This window comes from Cryptosporangium arvum DSM 44712 (genome assembly GCF_000585375.1).
Classification (GTDB): domain Bacteria; phylum Actinomycetota; class Actinomycetes; order Mycobacteriales; family Cryptosporangiaceae; genus Cryptosporangium; species Cryptosporangium arvum.
The window spans coordinates 4,865,009-4,881,550 of sequence record NZ_KK073874.1; the positions used below are offsets into that span (position 1 = coordinate 4,865,009).

At 72.8% G+C, this 16,542-nt stretch carries 19 protein-coding genes; 10 read left to right on the plus strand and 9 right to left on the minus strand.

Annotation, left to right across the window (positions count from 1 at the left end; genetic code table 11):
* Positions 1–271: 271 nt before the first annotated feature.
* Positions 272–883, plus strand: coding sequence for an FCD domain-containing protein (locus tag CRYAR_RS21885; RefSeq protein WP_035865747.1), 612 nt, complete (start codon positions 272–274; stop codon positions 881–883).
* Positions 884–1,004: 121 nt separating this feature from the next.
* Here the strand turns inward: CRYAR_RS21885 and CRYAR_RS21890 are convergent, their stop codons facing one another.
* Positions 1,005–1,277 (minus strand): hypothetical protein, encoded by a 273-nt coding sequence (locus CRYAR_RS21890; RefSeq protein ID WP_035854505.1) that lies wholly within the window; start codon positions 1,275–1,277, stop codon positions 1,005–1,007.
* Between the two features lie 89 nt (positions 1,278–1,366).
* Here CRYAR_RS21890 and CRYAR_RS21895 point away from each other — a divergent pair, with 89 nt between their 5' ends.
* Together CRYAR_RS21895 and def are read left to right on the plus strand one after the other, a co-directional pair.
* Positions 1,367–1,948, plus strand: a complete 582-nt coding sequence (locus CRYAR_RS21895; protein ID WP_035854516.1) for a dihydrofolate reductase family protein — start codon at positions 1,367–1,369, stop codon at positions 1,946–1,948.
* A 60-nt stretch (positions 1,949–2,008) separates the two neighbouring features.
* The gene (def, locus tag CRYAR_RS21900) at positions 2,009–2,614 is read left to right on the plus strand and encodes a peptide deformylase (RefSeq protein WP_051570776.1); all 606 of its coding nucleotides are present in this window, start codon (positions 2,009–2,011) and stop codon (positions 2,612–2,614) included.
* A 68-nt stretch (positions 2,615–2,682) separates the two neighbouring features.
* Here the strand turns inward: def and CRYAR_RS21905 are convergent, their stop codons facing one another.
* Both CRYAR_RS21905 and CRYAR_RS21910 read right to left on the minus strand, forming a co-directional pair.
* Positions 2,683–3,327, minus strand: coding sequence for an aminoacyl-tRNA hydrolase (locus tag CRYAR_RS21905; RefSeq protein WP_051570777.1), 645 nt, complete (start codon positions 3,325–3,327; stop codon positions 2,683–2,685).
* A 10-nt stretch (positions 3,328–3,337) separates the two neighbouring features.
* Entirely contained in the window at positions 3,338–4,357 is a 1,020-nt protein-coding gene (locus CRYAR_RS21910; protein WP_211247577.1) for a DNA topoisomerase IB, read from the minus strand.
* A 77-nt stretch (positions 4,358–4,434) separates the two neighbouring features.
* Between CRYAR_RS21910 and CRYAR_RS21915 the strand changes: the two genes are divergently transcribed.
* Entirely contained in the window at positions 4,435–4,791 is a 357-nt protein-coding gene (locus CRYAR_RS21915; protein ID WP_035854534.1) for a metalloregulator ArsR/SmtB family transcription factor, read from the plus strand.
* Positions 4,769–5,248, plus strand: coding sequence for an SRPBCC domain-containing protein (locus CRYAR_RS21920; protein ID WP_035854540.1), 480 nt, complete (start codon positions 4,769–4,771; stop codon positions 5,246–5,248). The genes CRYAR_RS21915 and CRYAR_RS21920 overlap by 23 nt, the downstream gene beginning before the upstream one ends.
* Positions 5,249–5,283: 35 nt before the next feature.
* Here CRYAR_RS21920 and ftsH read toward each other — a convergent pair whose 3' ends face one another.
* Both ftsH and CRYAR_RS48150 read right to left on the minus strand, forming a co-directional pair.
* Positions 5,284–7,188 carry an ATP-dependent zinc metalloprotease FtsH gene (gene ftsH / locus CRYAR_RS21925; RefSeq protein ID WP_063725744.1) on the minus strand — a complete coding sequence of 635 codons (1,905 nt, stop codon included), beginning with the start codon at positions 7,186–7,188 and terminating at the stop codon, positions 5,284–5,286.
* Between the two features lie 11 nt (positions 7,189–7,199).
* Positions 7,200–7,514, minus strand: coding sequence for a hypothetical protein (locus CRYAR_RS48150; protein WP_035854548.1), 315 nt, complete (start codon positions 7,512–7,514; stop codon positions 7,200–7,202).
* A gap of 51 nt (positions 7,515–7,565) precedes the next feature.
* On the opposite strand from CRYAR_RS48150, the gene CRYAR_RS21935 reads away from it, so the two are divergent.
* A complete protein-coding gene (locus CRYAR_RS21935) occupies positions 7,566–9,227 on the plus strand; it encodes a cation:proton antiporter (RefSeq protein ID WP_051570779.1) in 1,662 nt (553 codons plus the stop codon).
* Here the strand turns inward: CRYAR_RS21935 and CRYAR_RS21940 are convergent.
* Positions 9,224–10,489: an FAD-binding protein gene (locus CRYAR_RS21940; RefSeq protein WP_035854559.1), complete on the minus strand. Its 1,266-nt coding sequence runs from the start codon at positions 10,487–10,489 to the stop codon at positions 9,224–9,226. The two genes, CRYAR_RS21935 and CRYAR_RS21940, sit on opposite strands and share 4 nt — an antisense overlap.
* A gap of 17 nt (positions 10,490–10,506) precedes the next feature.
* Here CRYAR_RS21940 and CRYAR_RS21945 point away from each other — a divergent pair, with 17 nt between their 5' ends.
* The 4 genes from CRYAR_RS21945 (at position 10,507) to CRYAR_RS21960 (ending at position 13,062) form a co-directional block, all read left to right on the plus strand.
* Positions 10,507–11,001 carry a TspO/MBR family protein gene (locus tag CRYAR_RS21945; RefSeq protein ID WP_051570780.1) on the plus strand — a complete coding sequence of 165 codons (495 nt, stop codon included), beginning with the start codon at positions 10,507–10,509 and terminating at the stop codon, positions 10,999–11,001.
* 83 nt (positions 11,002–11,084) lie between these two features.
* Positions 11,085–11,978: a F0F1 ATP synthase subunit B family protein gene (locus CRYAR_RS21950; RefSeq protein WP_035854570.1), complete on the plus strand. Its 894-nt coding sequence runs from the start codon at positions 11,085–11,087 to the stop codon at positions 11,976–11,978.
* Positions 11,975–12,391, plus strand: coding sequence for a phage holin family protein (locus CRYAR_RS21955; protein WP_035854579.1), 417 nt, complete (start codon positions 11,975–11,977; stop codon positions 12,389–12,391). Before CRYAR_RS21950 ends, CRYAR_RS21955 begins: the two co-directional genes overlap by 4 nt.
* Positions 12,367–13,062 carry a DUF3618 domain-containing protein gene (locus CRYAR_RS21960; protein WP_035854588.1) on the plus strand — a complete coding sequence of 232 codons (696 nt, stop codon included), beginning with the start codon at positions 12,367–12,369 and terminating at the stop codon, positions 13,060–13,062. The genes CRYAR_RS21955 and CRYAR_RS21960 overlap by 25 nt, the downstream gene beginning before the upstream one ends.
* 45 nt (positions 13,063–13,107) lie before the next feature.
* On the opposite strand, the gene CRYAR_RS21965 is transcribed toward CRYAR_RS21960, so the two are convergent.
* From CRYAR_RS21965 to CRYAR_RS21975, 3 genes are read right to left on the minus strand one after another with little or no spacing between them, the layout of a single operon-like run.
* Positions 13,108–13,932: an HAD family acid phosphatase gene (locus CRYAR_RS21965; RefSeq protein WP_035854597.1), complete on the minus strand. Its 825-nt coding sequence runs from the start codon at positions 13,930–13,932 to the stop codon at positions 13,108–13,110.
* A 51-nt stretch (positions 13,933–13,983) separates the two neighbouring features.
* Positions 13,984–14,175 (minus strand): ferredoxin, encoded by a 192-nt coding sequence (locus CRYAR_RS21970; RefSeq protein WP_035854608.1) that lies wholly within the window; start codon positions 14,173–14,175, stop codon positions 13,984–13,986.
* A gap of 26 nt (positions 14,176–14,201) precedes the next feature.
* Complete coding sequence (locus tag CRYAR_RS21975) at positions 14,202–16,370, minus strand: MMPL family transporter (protein WP_035854615.1); 2,169 nt, start codon at positions 16,368–16,370, stop codon at positions 14,202–14,204.
* Positions 16,371–16,542: the final 172 nt, after the last annotated feature.

Here is a 16,542-nt window from a genome sequence, read left to right on the forward strand (position 1 = left end):
CGAGGACAACGGGTAAGGGCGGCGTCACGCTTCCTCCCGGTGTTGTGCACGATAATGTTAACAATCTGGAGGAGCGGAGGTGTTGTCAAGGGTGGGGCCGGGCGCGGTGGGGTGGTGTTGGGCGCGTGCCTAAAGTGACTAGCAGTTCACACGAGACCTCGGAGATCACCACGTGACGCCGGAGACGGACCCGCCCGTGACGGCCGACGCGGTGTCGGATCCGGTTACGGCCGACGTCGGCTCGGGCTCGGCACCGGCCGATGCCGATCGGGTGGCGGCCGCGATCCGGAGCGCGATCCTCGCCGGGGACCTCGTCGGCGAGCAGCGGCTCGTCGAGGCCGAGCTCTCCGAGCGGTACGCGGCCAGCCGCGGAGCCGTACGCACCGCGCTGCTGATGCTCGCGCACGAAGGACTCGTCGAGCGCATCGCCAACCGGGGCGCCCGGGTCCGGGCGGTGAGCACCGCCGAGGCGGTCGAGATCACCGAGGTCCGGATGGTCGTGGAGGGCCTGTGCGCCGCCAAGGCCGCCGAGCGCATCACCGACGCCGGGATCACCGAGCTACGCGACCTCGGCGAAGCGATGCGCGAGGCCGTCACGACCGGAGACGTCGTCACGTACTCGCACCTCAACCAGCGGCTGCACGATCGCATCCGCGAGATCGCCGATCAACCGGTCGCCGCCGCGGTGCTGTCCCGCCTGCGCGCCCAGAACGTCCGCCACCAGTTCCGCCTCGCGCTCCGCCCCGGCCGCCCCCAGGTCTCCCTCCCCGAACACCTCGCGATCATCGACGAGATCTGCGCCCGCAGCCCCGGCGGCGCCGAACGGGCCGTCCGCCGCCACCTCGAGAGCGTCATCGACGCCTTGCGCGCCGGCACTCCCTAGGCCCGGCCCGGGCGACAGAGCCCAGGCCGGAAAGCCGAAGCCCGGCCGCGACGCGCCGGAGACGTCGAAGCCGGGCCGGGCCACACCTACCCGGCGGCACCGCCGGGCGGACCGATGAGGTCTAGTCAGCGGCGATCCGGTCGCTCGCGCGGGCGCCGCGGACCGACTGGGCCGCGGCGGCTGAGCTGCCCAGTTCGGTCTCGGCACCCGACGGGGGCTCGGTCATCGCCGGGTCACCCTGGGAGCGCTCGACGTGGGACTCGCCGCTCTTCGTCCGCTCCGGGTGGGTGTGGGTCTCGTGCAGGGCGCTGTCGTGCTCGGCGGCACCCACCGCCTCGGCGACGTCGGCGCCGCTGCGCTCGTGCACGGCCGGTTCGTTCGGAGTCTCGGTCATCACACGCTCCTCTCCGGACGCTCCTCCCGTGGGAGCACCACGCGAGCCACGTACCCACCCGACCCCGGAACTAGTCGTAGAGTGCCGCCATGACGGCCCGCTTCGCGTACTGGATGAACGTCTCGCTCGACCTGCGCATCGAGCGGACGCCCGGCGACGACGGGGGTGGCGACTGGCTGCGGATCGGCGAGCCGCTGCACCGCGAGTTCAACGCGCGGGCGAAGGCGCTGACCGCGATGGTGCAAGGGCGCGTCATCTACGAGACGATGGAGCAGTTCTGGCCCGCGGCCCGCCACGACGAGTCGCTTCCGGACTTCCTGCGGGAGTACGGGGAGATCTGGACCAACACGCCCAAGGTGCTCGTCTCGCGCACCCGCCGCACCGCCGGGCACGACACCCGGATCGTCGGCGGGGACGACGCGATCGAGCAGCTCGCGGCGTTCCGGGCGGGCGCCGAGGGCACGATCGGCGTCGGGGGCGCGACGGTCGCCACGCAGCTGCTCCGGGCCGGGCTGCTGGACGAGCTGCTGCTCTTCACCCACCCGGCGATCCTCGGTACCGGGCGCCCGCTGTTCGACGACCACGACGTGACGGTCGAGCTCGACCTGCTCGAGCAGGGCACGTTCGACCAGGGCGTCACGATGCACCGGTACGCGGTCCGCGCCGGGTAGGCGCATGAGTTCCGGTGAGGTGAACCCCGGGGTTCACGGCGGCATCGGGATAATGCTGGGGTGCCGAATGAACTCGACATCGACGAATGGGCGGCCGAGGTCGGTCTGCCCGAGGGCCGGCCACGCCGGGTGACCGTACACGGCAGCCCGGTGCTGCACCGGCCGTGCCAGGAGGTCACGGACTTCGGCGACGAGCTGAAACAGCTCGTCGCCGACATGCTGGAGAGCATGGACGCCGCGGAGGGGGTCGGGCTCGCCGCGAACCAGATCGGCGTGGACGCGCGGGTGTTCGTCTACGACTGTCCCGACGAGACCGGTTTCTACCACGTCGGAGCGATCGTCAACCCGGTGCTGCTGCCGCCGGAACCGGGCGTCGAGGAGGACAAGGACGACGAAGGCTGCCTGTCGGTACCGCTGGAGTTCTCCCCGCTGGCCCGCCCGGCGACGGCGTCGGTGACCGGCCAGGACATCGAGGGCCGGCCGATCCGGGTGGACGGCACCGGGCTCTTCGCCCGCTGTCTCCAGCACGAGACCGACCACCTCAACGGCATCCTCTACGTCGACCGGCTCGAGCCCGACGCCCGCGAGGCGGTGCTGGCCGAGAACACCCGCCGCATCGAGGCGCACGAGATGCCCCCGTGGTCCGAGGGCGCACCGCGCGACTAGTCCCGGCCCGGTGGGCGGCCCGCCGGCCGCCCACCGGGCACCGACCTCCCACCGGGCGTCCGCGGCGGTCAGGTGAGCGAGCGGTCCCCGGGGTTCCAGGAGAACGCCGCCGTGGCCGCACCCGGGGCCACCTCGGTGAAGCCGGCGTCGTGCACCACCGGGCCGTCGGCCGCCGCCCACTGCCGCGCGGTCGCCACCCGCACCGCGAGGGGGAAGCCGTCCGCCGCCCAGGCCGCGGCCACGGCCGGTTCCAGCGACCACAGGCCCAGCTGGGCGGCGTGCCCGGCCTGGGCCATCGCTTTGCCCGCGGTCATCTCGACGTCGGGCGCGAGCAGCACGAGCGGGGTGCCGGCGGCCGGCGGGGGCGGCGGGGCCGCGTCGTCGAGTTCGGTGCCGCTGACCTGCAGGCGCGCGAGGTCGCGGGGCCACTCGTCGAGCGGGATCGGCGGGTAGACACGCACCTCGGCCGAGCCGGTCGTGACCGTGGTGCCGGGCAGGGCGAGCGCCCGCCGCCACTCCGCGCCGCGGGCCCGGCGGACCACCTTGCGGATGCGGTTGCCCGCCCACGCGTCGACGTCCTCCCGCCACTGGGGGTCGTCGGTCGTCACCATCAGCAGCACGGCCCGGGCCGCGGCCTCCAGCGCGTCGGTGCGGGACGGCGGCGCCGCCTTCTCGACACGGACGACAAGCGGCAGGACTCGTTCGGGTTGCACGCCGACCAGACTATTTCCCGCCCAGCACCCGTAGCACCGCGGTTTCCACCGCGGGTTGCGCGGCCAGCACATTGGGCTCGTCGTGGCCGAGGCGGTCCAGCGTCGCCCGGATCGACCGGCCCTGCTCGTAGGCGGTGATGATCCGCGGGTCGACGTACGACGCGCGCGCCACGGTCGGGGTGTTGCCGAGGTAGTCCGACACGTCCTCGACCGCGGCCCGCACGACCTTGTTGCGGGCCCGCTCGGCGTCGGGCGGGTCGCCGGCGAGCGCGAGCTCGACCGCCATCAGCACGGTCGCGTGCCAGGTCCGGAAGTCCTTGGCGCTGAGCGTGACCCCGGCGTTCTCGCGCAGGTAGTCGTTGACGTCCTCGCTCTTGACGTCGTACCAGCGCCCGCCGCTGCGGTAGGCGAGCAGGTCGTCCTCGTCGTCCTGGTGTCGCCGCAACGCCATCACGACGCGGCGCACGGCGTCGTCGCGGACCTCGATCGTGCGCTCGATCCCGCTCTTGGCCGGGTAGCGGAACTGGATCGTGCCCCGCTGCAGCGCGACGTGCTTCTTGCGGATCGTCGTGAGGCCGAAGCTGCCGTTCTCCGCCGCGTACACCTCGCCGCCGATGCGGAACAGGCCCAGCTCGAGCAGGCGCACGCCGGCCGCGAGCACGCGCTGCCGGTCGAGTTCCCGGTGGTCGAGGTGCCGGGCCACGGTGCGGCGCAGCTTCGGCAGGCGGCGGGCGACCTCCAGCACGCGGTCGTGCTTGGCCTCGTCGCGCTTCTCCCGCCAGACGTCGTGGTAGCGGTACTGGCGCCGCCCGGCGTCGTCGGTGCCCACGGCCTGGATGTGGCCGTTGGCGTGGGGCGAGATCCAGACGTCGCGCCAGGCCGGCGGGATCACCAGCGCCTTGACCCGCGCGCGCTCGTCGGCGGGCAGCGGGCGCCCGTCGGGGTCCAGGAACCGGAAGCCGGTGCCCGAGCGCCGGCGGGTGTAGCCGGGTTTCGAGAGATCGCTGCGCCGCAGTCGCACTGTCGCCATGCGGCGCCGGATACCCGGACAATCGACGCACAACCCGTAGCGCTTTGCTTATATAAGCGATCTGTTACGCTCACCCCGTGTCCGTCTGGGAGGCGCTGGCCGATCCGGTGCGCCGCGAGATCCTGGCCGGGCTGCGCGAGGGCGCGGCCACGGCCGGGGCGATCGCGGCGCGCTTCGCGATCAGCCGGCCGGCGGTGAGCAGGCACCTGCGCGTGCTGCGTGACGCCGGGCTCGCGTCGTCCGAGGTCCGCGGGCAGGAGCGGGTGTACCACCTGGCCGCCGCGCCGCTCGCCGAGGTCGACGCCTGGCTGCGCCGGGTCACGCCCGCACGGAGACCGTCCCCGGCCGAACGCCTGGACGCGTTGGAGACCGAGTTGCGCCGAGGGCGGCGCGGGAACAAGGAGGTCGGCGATGGTCACCGGTCCGCAGGGTGAGGTGCGGCGCAACGACGACGGCACCGAGACGATCGTGCTCCACCGCGCGTTCCCCGACCCGATCGAGGACGTGTGGGCCGCGATCACCGAATCCGACCGGCTGGCCCGCTGGATCGGCCGCTACGAGGGCACCGGCGGTACCGGCGGCACGGTCGAGTTCACGTCGACCGGCGAGCTCGACGCCGGCGGTGAGGAGGGCAAGCCGGAGACGGTGGAGATCGTCGAGTGCTCACCCCCGCACCGGCTGATCGTCGACATGCCGTCCTACGACGGGGGCGTCTGGCACCTGGCCGTGACGCTCAGCGGGCGCGGCTCCGGCACCACGCTGGTGTTCGAGCAGCGCCTCACCGCCGGGACGCCGGCCGGGGACATCGAGACCGGCTGGCGCTGGTACCTCGACCGGCTCGTGGCCTCGATCGCGGGCGAGCCCCTGCCCGCCTGGGACGACTACGCCTGAGGCCACCGGGGCCCGGACCCCGGTGGCCTCCGGGCTCAGGCCGCCGGGTCCGCGGCCTGCGCCCGGTCGGCGATCTCGTGGACGGTGCGCCCGTCCACGGTCTCGTGCTCGAGCAGGGCGCCGCTCAACTCGTCGAGCGCGGCGCGGTGGCGGGTCAGCAGGTCGATCGCGCGGCTCTCGGCCTCGCGCAGCAGCCGGGCGACCTCCTCGTCGACCACGCGCTGGGTCTCCTCGCTGTACGCGCGGTCCGGCCCGCCGACCCCGAGGTACTGGGGCTGGTCGCTGGCGTACCCGACCGGGCCGAGCTTCGGCGAGAGCCCGAACTCGCGCACCATCCGCGTCGCCAGCTCGGTGGCCTTCGCGAGGTCGTTCGACGCCCCGGTCGAGCCCTCCCCGAACACCACCAGCTCAGCCGCCCGTCCGCCGAGCTGCACCGACAGCGTCGTCGTCAGCTGCAACTGCGAGTACAGGTGACGCTCGGCCTCGGGCAGCTGCTCGGTGACGCCGAGCGCCATCCCGCTCGGCAGGATCGTGACCTTGTCGACCGGGTCCGCGGCCGGGGAGAGCGCCGCGACGAGCGCGTGCCCGGACTCGTGCACGGCGACGCTCTGCTTCTCGTTCGGCAGCAGGAAGTTCGACCCGAGACGCTGGCCGAGCAGCACCCGGTCGCGGGCCTGCGAGAGGTCGGCCGCCCGCACCTCGGCCCGCCCGTCGCGCACCGCCACGATCGCCGCCTCGTTGAGCAGGTTCGCGAGATCCGCGCCGGAGAACCCCGGGGTGGCGCGCGAGGTCGCGTTCAGATCGACGTCCGGAGCGAGCTTCTTGCCCCGCGCGTGCACGGCGAGGATCGCCTCCCGCTCGGCCTGGTTCGGCAGCGGCACCGCCACCTGCCGGTCGAACCGCCCGGGCCGCAGCAGCGCCGGGTCGAGCGTCTCGGGCCGGTTGGTCGCCGCGATCACCACGACACCGGTCGACGGGTCGAACCCGTCCATCTCGGCCAGCAGCTGGTTGAGCGTCTGCTCGCGCTCGTCGTTGCTGGCGAAGCCGCCGGTGTTGCGGCGCTGGCCGATCGCGTCGATCTCGTCGATGAAGATGATCGACGGCGCCCGCTTGCGCGCGTCGGCGAACAGGTCACGCACGCGGGACGCGCCGACGCCGACGAACAGCTCGACGAACGAGGAGCCGGTGACCGCGAAGAACGGCACCGCGGCCTCGCCCGCGACCGCGCGGGCCAGCAGCGTCTTGCCGGTGCCGGGCGGCCCGGCCATCAGGATGCCCTTCGGCCCGACGGCACCGGCCGCGGCGTACTTGTCGGGCTGCTTGAGGAAGTCGACGACCTCGGTGACGTCCCGTTTCACGCCCTCGTACCCGGCGACGTCGGCGAACGTGGTGTCCGGACGCTCGGAGTCGATCACCTTCGCGGTGGACCGCCCGACCCCGCCGAACATGCCGCCGAGGCCACCGAGCTGGGCGCCCTTGCGGGCCTGCCGCCCGATCCACCAGAAGTACGCGATGAACAGCAGCAGCGGGGCGAGCGAGAGCAGGATGCCCCAGAACGAGCTGCTGGCGCCGGTGGCGGTGAAGTGCGGCACGACGTCGGGGTCCTTCACCGCGGCGAGGAACGCGTCGTCCGGGCCGTTGAGGCCGGTCGGGTAGTGCGAGGTGAAGTCGGCGCCGTCGTCGAAGTTCGCGCGGTACGTGCCGGTGATCGTGCCGTCGGCACGCAGTTCGAGCGTGTCGACGCGCTTGGCGGCGATCTGGTCGCTGAGCGTGCCGTACTCGACCGTCTTCACGCCCATGCGTCCGAACGGGAAGAACAGCAGGAACAACGTGAGTGCGACGCCGATCGGGATGAGGTAGCGGCGCCAGGCCGGAGGCGGGGGCGGTGCCGGAGCGGGAGGCTTGTCCCTCGGGGGTCCGGAACGCGCGTTAGCGGTCATGAAAACGGAGGTTACTTCTCGGTTCTGGGTCGGGTGAGCAACAACCCCGCGATGACCGCGAGCGCGGCCAGCAGACCGCCGATCAGCACCCACTGCCACCAGCCGGTCGCCCGCGGGTGCTGCCGGTAGAACTCGGCCCGGGCCTCCTCGCTGGTCATCGGCGTCGGGGCCGCGGTGGTGACCCCGGCGGTCGGCGACGCGGTGACCGTCGCGGCGGGTTCGTCCCGGCCGACCCAGGCCGCGCTCAGCGTGCCGACCGCGGCGAGCAGGCCCACGGCCAGCAGCGCGATCAGCAGGAGGCGTCCGCGGGTCTTTTTCTCCGCCACGCTGGCAGCCTAGCCGGGGCCCCCGGCACGAGCGTCGCTAGGCTGCCCGGCGTGAACGCCGGAATCCTGCTCGTTCTGCTGGCTCTGGGAGCTATCGCGATCTCGGCGTTCGGGCGTCGCGTCAACGCCCAGCCCGGCCTGCTGATCCTGATCGCGGCGGCCGCGGTGTCGTTCGTCCCCGGGCTCCCCCGGCTGGAGCTCGACCCGGAGCTGATCCTGGGGCTGGTCGTACCGCCGCTGCTCTACGCCGCGGCGCTGGAGTTCTCGTTCTTCAGTTTCCTGCGCAACCTGCGCGCGATCCTCGGCCTGGGCGTCGTGCTCGTGCTGCTCACCGCGTGGCTGTCCCGGATCGCGGTGGACCTGATGATGCCCGCGCTCGGCGCGAGCGTCGCGCTGCTGCTGGCCGCGATCGTCGCGCCGCCGGACACGGTGACGATCACCGCCCACGGCCAGGAGCTCGGCCTGACCCGGCGGGTCACCGCGATCCTCACCGGCGAGAGCCTGGTGAACGACGCGATGGCGCTCACCCTGTTCAGCATCGCGCTCGCGGCCACCGGCGGCGAGGAGACGTTCATCGACAACGGGGCGCTGCTGTTCGCGTGGTCCGCGCTGGTCGGGGTCCTGATCGGCTTCGCGCTGGGCAACCTCGCCACCGCGATCCGCCGCCGGCTCGACGACCCGACGCTCGGCACCGCGGTCGGGCTGGTCGTGCCGTTCGCCGCGTACCTGGCGGCCGAGGAGGCGCACGCGTCCGGGGTGCTCGCGGTCGTCGTGGCCGGGTTCAACGTCGCGGTCGAGTCCGAGTACGGCAACCGCAGGCGTGAACGCCTGGGGTTCCGGACCCGGATGACCGAGCGCGAGGTCTGGCCGGTACTCGGCGCGCTGCTGGAGTCGTTCGTCTTCGCCTACACCGGCCTGCAGATGAAGTTCGTCATCGATGACCTGCGCGAGTCCGGGGAGCCGCTGGGGCGCACCCTGCTCACCGGCGTCGTGCTGCTGGTCGTCGTCATCGCGGTCCGGTTCGCCTGGGTAGCGGTCGTCTTCGGGCGACGGCTGCTGGCCAACCAGTCGTTGCAACGGCGGTTGCAGGACCCGCTGTTCCGCAAGCGCTGGGACGAGCGCCTGCAGCAGGTCGCCGAGCGGCGCGGGCGGGCACCGGAGATCCCCGAGGCGCTCGGCTGGAAAGAGCAGACGCTGCTGTCCTGGACCGGGATGCGCGGCATCGTGACGCTCGGCGCCGCCGGCGGCATCCCGCTGCTCACCGAGGACGGCGCGCCGTTCCCGCACCGCGACACGCTGCAGTTCCTGGCCTACTTCGTGGTGTTCGGCACGCTTCTGGTGCAGGGCCCGACGCTCGCGCTGCTGGCCCGCAGGCTCCGGATCGACACCAGCGAGGAGGACCGCGTCGCGCTGGAGCAGCTCGCGCTGGCCGAGCGGATCGCGGCCGACGCGGAGGCCGGCACCGTGCCGTCGCTCCCCGACGACGCCCGGCCCGGCCGCCGCCGTCGCGACGGCCGGCCCCGGCGGCGGGTCCGGGGCGGCCGGCTGGTGCGCGGCGAGGTGGCGACCCCCACCGACCCGGCCACGCTCGACCGGTTCGACCGGCAGCGCGAGGCGCTCTCGATCTCGGTGATCGCCCGCACCCTCGACGACGAGGCCGCGCAGGTCGTGCTGGCCCGGATCGACCGCCAGCAGGCCGCCGAACAGGTCTAGACCTGGTCCAGGTAGCGCTCGGTGAACGCGTTGCGGAACTTGCCGTCCGGGTCGTACCGGCGGATCAGCGCCTGTGCGTCGGCGAAGCGCGGGTACCGGGCCGCCACGTCCGCGGGCTCCATCGAGAAGACCTTGCCCCAGTGCGGGCGCGCGCCCAGCGGGGCCAGCCCCTCCTCCAGCGCGGTGACGACCGGCCGGGCCGCCTCCGGATCGGGCCGCCAGGTGAAGTGCAGCGCGATGCTGTCCTGCCGGTAGGCCTCCGACAGCCACAGCTCGTCGGCGGCGACCGTCCGCAGCTCGCAGACGTAGAGGTTCGGGGCGAGCCGGTCGGCGAGAGCGCTGAGCACGTCGAGCGCCGGGACCGCGTTCTCGATCGGCAGCAGGTACTCGGTCTGCAGCTCCTCACCGGCGCTCGGCGTGAACTCCAGCCGGAAGTGCGGCAACCGGGTGTGCCAGGGCCCGGGGGCGCCGCCCTGCTGGGTCGCGAAGCCCGGGTCCTGACCGGGAACCGGGTTGCGCTGGCCGGGCGCGAGCGTGGCACCGAGCCAGTCCCGCCCGTGCGGCCACTCCCCGGCGTCGGTGCGGTGCTTGACCCAGACCTGCTCGGCGAACGGCCGCCGCCAGGTCAGGAACACGCTGACGCTGTACGCCGCGGTCAGCACGTCGCGCAGGTTGACCCGCAGCGCCGGGAGGAACATGCGGTCGTAGACGCGCTGCTCGACCTCGTAGCGCGGCTGGATGTCCAGGCCGAGCGCGGTGACGACGCCGATCGAGCCGAGCGTGACGACCGACCCGTCGAAGTTCTCGTCGCCGCGCGCGAGGTGCACCAGCTCGCCGCTCGGCGTGACCAGCTCGATCGCGTTCACCGCCGACGCCAGGCAGCCGTTCGTGGCGCCCGACCCGTGGGTGCCGGTGGCCACCGCGCCGCCGATGCTGATGTGCGGCAGCGAGCCGAGGTTGTGCAGCGCCCACCCGGCGGGGTCGAGCACCTGGGCGAGCTCACCGAACCGCGTGCCCGCGCTGACCGTCACCGAGCGCCGCTCGGCGTCGATCTCGATGCGGCGCGGGAGGTCGGCCACGGTGAGCAGCGCCCGGTCGCTGTCGGCGACCGCGCTGAACGAGTGCCCGGTGCCGAGCACCCGGAGGTGCTCGGCGTCCGCGACCACCTCACGGACCTGGTCGACGCTGGTGGGGCGGTGCAGCGTCCGGGTCGAAAAAACGACATTTCCGGCCCAGTTGGTGATGGGTTGATCGGTGACCATGGGGTTATCTTCCACGCATGGCCGCCACTTCCGCTCGTCAGCGTCATCGTCGTGTCCCGGCCGCGGTGGCCCTGGCCGGTTTCCTGCTGGCGGCGTTCGCGGCGGCGGCGATCGGCGGCGTGGCCAGCGCGGACGCCGGAACGTACTACACCGGGCTCGACCGGCCGGCCTGGGCTCCGCCGAGCGGGCTCTTCGGCCCGGTGTGGACGGTGCTCTACACGATGATCGGCGTGGCCGGCTGGCTGGCCTGGCGACGGGTGGGGCCGCGTCCGCTGCCGTTCGGGCTCTACGCCGGCCAGCTCGTGCTCAACGCGGCCTGGTCGTGGCTGTTCTTCGCGTTCGAACAGCCCGGGGCGGCGTTCGCCGAGATCACGATTCTCTGGCTGGTCATCGCGGCCAACGCGGTGGTGTTCGTCCGGATCTCGCGGCTCGCCGGACTCCTGCTGGTGCCGTACCTGCTGTGGGTGGGCTACGCCGCTGCCCTGAACCTGACACTCTGGATACTCAATTGATTACCGAGCGCGACAGGTTTGCTCCGATCGTCTGAGGACACCCCAGCGGTGACCCCATCCCCCGAACGCCCCCAGGGGTAACGATGACGAGCACACCCAGCACGACGGACCGTGCCCGCGAGGCCGCGGGCTCGGCGCAGCACGAAGGCTCGGCGCTCGCGCAGAGCGCTAAGGAGTCCGGCGCCCAGGTGGCGCAGACGGCCGGTTCGGAGGCGTCGCATGTGGCCGCCGAGGCCAAGGCCCAGGCCGGCGACCTGCTCCGGACGACCCGTGACGAGGTGAACACCCAGGTCGACTCGCAGCGCCGCCGCCTGGTCGACGCGCTCCGCACGACCGGCGACGAGTTCGGGTCCGGTGGCGGCCAGTCCGCGCTGACCAACGAGCTCTCGCAGCGTGCCTCCACGTACGCGCGGACGTTCGCCGACTACCTCGACGAGAAGGGGCCGGACGCGATCCTGGCCGACGTGCGATCGTTCGCCCGCCGTCGCCCGGGCACGTTCCTGTTGCTCGCCGGCGCCGCCGGGGTGGTGGCGGGGCGGGTGTTCCGCAGCGTGTCGGCCGCGTCGGACGACTCCGGCTCCGGCTCCGGCTCCGACCGCCGCTCGGCGGTCGACGACCAGCCGCGCTACTCCGACGAGACCTACCCGGCCCCGGTCTACCCCGACCCCGTCCCGGCCTATTCGGACCCCGCTCCGGCCTACCCGGATTCGACGTACTCCGGGCTCGGTGTCGGCGCCACCGAGCCGCTTCCGCCGGTGCCGGCCACGCCGCGGCACGCCGCCGACGACACCGCGGTCGGCATCGCCGAGGTACCGGCCAGCGAGCCCTACCCGCCGGCCGGTCCCGGCTACGCCGAGGGTTACCCGGCCGCGCCGCCCGGAGCTCCGGCCGCCACGCCGTCGTCGCCTCCGCCGCCGCCCACCCCGCCGGTGGACGACCCCTACGCCGACCCGCGTTACCGCGAGGACCGGCGATGACCGCTGGTGTGCCGGGCGAGCCGACCCATGAGGTCGGGAACGCCTCGGTCGGTGACCTGGTCAAGAACGTCGCCAACGACCTGACCACGCTCGTCCGGCAGGAGATCGCGCTCGCCAAGGCCGAGACCAAGGAAGAGTTCACGAAGGCCGGGAAGGCCGGCGGCGCGTTCGGCGGCGCCGGGCTGGCCGGTTGGCTCGCCCTGCTGTTCCTCTCGCTCGCGGTGATGTACGGCCTCGGCGAGGTCATCCCGGTCGGGTGGGCCGCGTTCCTCGTCGGCGTGCTCTGGGCCGTCGGCGCCGCCGCGCTCGCCGCGTACGGCCGCAGCAAGGCCAAAGAGGTCAACCCGGTTCCGAAGCGGACGGTCGAGACGGTGAAGGAGGACGTGCGTTGGGTACAGAACAGGAACGCATAGAGCGCGACATCATGCGGCAGCGGATGCGGCTGGGTGACGACGTCGACGCGCTCGTCGAGAAGGTCAGCCCGCGGCAGGCCGCCCGGCGTCAGGCCGGCCGGGTCACGGACGCCGCGACGACGGTGAGGGAGCGGATCATGGGCACGGCGTCCGAGGTCACCGGCACGGTCCGGGACAAGGCGGCCGACGTGGCGCACGGAACCCACGACCGGGCCGCCGGGGCCGGGCACGGTATCGCCGACGCCGGGCACGGCGTCGCCGCGCAGGCCGGGAACGCCAAGGACTCGGTGGCCTCGGCCGCCGGGAGCACCGCACAGACCGCGCGGCGCCGGACCGAGGGCAACCCCCTCGCGGCCGGGCTGATCGCGTTCGGTGTCGGGTGGCTGGCCTCCAGCCTGTTGCCGGCCACGCCGCCGGAGCGCAAGGCCGGTGCGGCGCTGCGCGAGCGGGCCGAGGAGCCGGTCAAGCAGGCCGGTCAGGCACTCGGCGAGAAGGCCAAGGAGGTCGCGTCGCACCTGCAGGAGCCGGCGCAGCAGGCCGCTCAGCAGGTCAAGGAGACCGCCACCGAGGCAGCGCAGCACGTCCGGGACGAGGCCCAGGACCACGCCCAGGGGCTGCGGGGCGAGGCGAAGGACCGCGCGGGATCGGTGCAGGACACCGCCCGCCCGTGACCGGCCACGCCGGGCCCGGGCTCCGGCCCGGGCCCGGCGTGCACGTCACGGCAGGAAGTACGTCGGGTTCGGCAGCTTGAAGCTGCGGTTGGCGTAGCCGCCCTTGAGGTCGCTCCACTGGTCGCCGAAGTTGGCGACGATGTCGAAGCCGAGCGACTCGATGTGCGCCCGGGTCGCGGACTTGTAGTGGATCGTCGTGCAGGTGCCCTTGGGGTCGTTCGCGCAGGCTTTCTTGAGGTAGGCCGGGTAGTCCGCGACGGCCGGCTTGGTGAACAGGCCGTCCTCCCCGTTGCCCAGCGGCGTCGGCTTCGGGTAGCCGGCGTCCACGCCGGTGCCGTCGGCGGTGAGGTTGCCCAGCGTCGCGGCCTCCTGCGCCGCACCCCGGCCGGTCAGGAAGAAGATCGCGTACCCGTGCCGCTCGGCCGCCTTCGCGAGGCCGACCATGCCCGGCACCGCCGGGAACTTCTGCCCCAGCACGAACTCGGCGTTGCTCGCCGGGGTGAACGCGAAGTTCACCGCGATCTCGTAGTTCCAGGTGTTGAGCGTCGTGTCGTCGACGTCCATCAGGATCGCCTTGCGCTTCCCGCCCCGGTAGGGCTGGCCGAGGTACTTCGTCCCGGCCGCGGCGACCCGCTTGGCTTCCTTGGCGTAGTTGCTGCTCGCGCCGAACGTGCCGGTGCCGAGCGGATCGCCGTAGTAGTTCTTGATCTGCTGCCGGACGACGTCGATGTTCGGCACGCCGTTCTCGGTCCGGGGCGTCCGGGTCTTGATCGACGGCTCCGGGGTGTCCGCGATCGCGATCCCGCCCCCGACCAGCGTGAGCGCACCGACAATCGCGGCCACCACGACGAGCACTCTTCTACCGCCCACAACAGCCTCCGCACGTTCATCATGAACAGTTGGCGGCTGCGAGGTTAACGCTCACTCGAGGTGCAGCGCCTGCAATGGGCACGAATCGACGCCGAGCCGGGCGATCTGTTCCTTGCCGGGCGGAACGTCCACGCCGGTGCCGAGCGTGCTGTACCCGTCGTCGTCGAGCGGGAAGAGGTCTTCGTCGACCATGTTGCACTGACCGTGCGCCTCGCAGCGCTCGTTGTCCACCCGTACCTTCATGGGATGCCACGTTAGGACATCGGGGGTCACGAGGGGGCGAACTCGCGGTCTCCACTGTGGTCGCGTTCCAGGGCGGCGCCTTCGACGTCGAGCTCGGGTAGCCACCGCAGCCAGCCCGGCAGCCACCAGGCCGACGACCCGAGCAGCGTCAACGCGGCCGGCATCGCGATCATCCGCACCACGATCGCGTCGAACAGGATGCCGAGGGCGAGGGCGAACGCGATCGGCTTGATCGTGCGGTCACCCTCGGGGATGAAGCCCGCGAAGACCGCGAACATGATCGTGGCCGCGGCGACGACCACCGGTCCGGCCTGCCGGAACCCGGTCACGACCGCCTCGCGCGGCGCGGCGCCGTGCGCGTGGGCCTCGTGCATCCGGCTCACCAGGAACACCTGGTAGTCCATCGCGAGCCCGAACAGGATGCCGACGACGATGATCGGCATCAGGCTCAGCAGCGGCCCGGTGACGTCGGTGTTGACCAGGAACGTCAGCCAGCCCCACTCGAACACCGCGACGGTGGCGCCGAACGACGCGCCCACGGTGAGCAGGAAACCGAGCACCCCGGCCACCGGGACGAGCAGCGAGCGGAAGACCAGTATCAACAGCACCAGCGCCAGCCCGACGACGAGCAGCAGGTACTCGGGCAGCGCCTGGTTGAGCTTCTGCGAGACGTCGACGCTGACCGCGGTCGCCCCGGTGACGTAGAGCCTGGCCTCGCCACCGACCTGCGCCATCGCGTCGCGCAGTGCGTGCACGAGCGCCTCGGTCTCGGCGCTGTCCGGCCCCGACTTCGGGATGACGGTGACCAGCGCCGCGTCCGCGTCGGAGTTGAGGCTCGGTCCGGTCGCCACCGCGACGTCGTCCAGGGTCCTGGCCTTCTCCAGGGCGGTCGCGGCGACGGTCCCGGCGTCCGGCCCGTCGGCGAGGATAACCAGCGGCCCGGTGAACCCGGCGCCGAAGCGTTCGGAGAGGATCGCGGTGGCCCGCGCCTGGGTGGACCCCGGAACCGGTTCCTGGTCGAGGGTCGTGCGCATCGCGGTGACCGGGATCGTGATCACGCCGAGCACCACCACCGCGGCCAGCAGGCTCAGCGCCGCGTGGTCGGTCACCACGCGGGCCCACGCGGCGACGAACCCGCGCGAGTGGTGCAGCGGCGCGGGGCTCCCCTCGCGCACGGCCGGGCGCACCTTCCGCGGGAGCGCGCGCAACCCGATCAGCCCCAGCACGGCCGGCACGAGCGTCACCGCCACCAGCACCGCGACGACGATCGTCGCGGCCGCCGCGAGGCCCATCTCGGTGAGGAACGGGATACCGGCGACCGCGAGCCCGGCCAGCGCGATCACGACCGTGATCCCGGCGGTGACGACCGCGGACCCGGCGGTGCCGACCGCCAGCGCGGCCGCCTCGCCGACCGCCCGGCCGGCGAGCAGTTCCTGCCGGAACCGCGTGAAGATGAACAACGCGTAGTCGATGCCGACCGCCAGCCCGAGCATCACCGCGAGGACCGGGGTGGTGGCCTGCAGGTCGACGAACCCGGTGAGCGTCGTGATGCCCAGCGCGCCGATGCCGACGCCGACCAGCGCGGTGAGCAGGTTCATCCCGGCGGCGACGAGCGAGGAGTAGGTGATCGCCAGCACGATCAGCGCCACCACGACACCACCGGCCTCGGCCGGCCCGCCGACCTCCCCGCCCTGCTCCTGGGCGGCCTCGCCGGTGACCTCCACGGTGAGCCCGGAGCCGGAGGCTTCGGCCACCGCGTCCAGCAGCGCTTCCCGCTGGTCGGCGGTGATCTCGGACGCCTGGACGGCGTAGGTGACGGTGCTGGCGGCGGCCCGCTTGTCGGCCGAGATCACCGGCGACGCCGGGTCGAGCGGATCGGTCGCGCCGACCACGCCCGGGAGCCCGGAGAGCTCCTCCACGACCGCGGCGATCTGCGGCGCGGCGTCGGTGATCGACCCGGGGGCCTCGAACACGACCCGTGCGGTCGCGCCGTTGGCGCCGCTCCCGAAACGCTCGCCGATCTTCTCGAGCGCGGTCGTCGACTCCTGCCCGGGGATGCTGAACGTGTTGACGGTCCGGCCGGACAGCGTCGCCGCTCCGACGCCGGCCCCGGCCAGCGCGAGCACCCACACCACCGCCACCAGCACGCGGAACCGGCAGGCCACTGCTCCCAGGCGGTACAGCACTGTTGCCATACATCCGGTTTTGCCGGTAATTACCGTTTTTATTCCAGAACGCCGCGAGCGGGACCGGCGAACCCTGGGTTCCACCGGCGCGTGGGTTAGGTGGAGAGGCACACCACAGCCCACAGCGCGGACCAATTAGTTAGGGTTGCCTAACTGCGACGCGCGGAGGAGAACGGTTCCT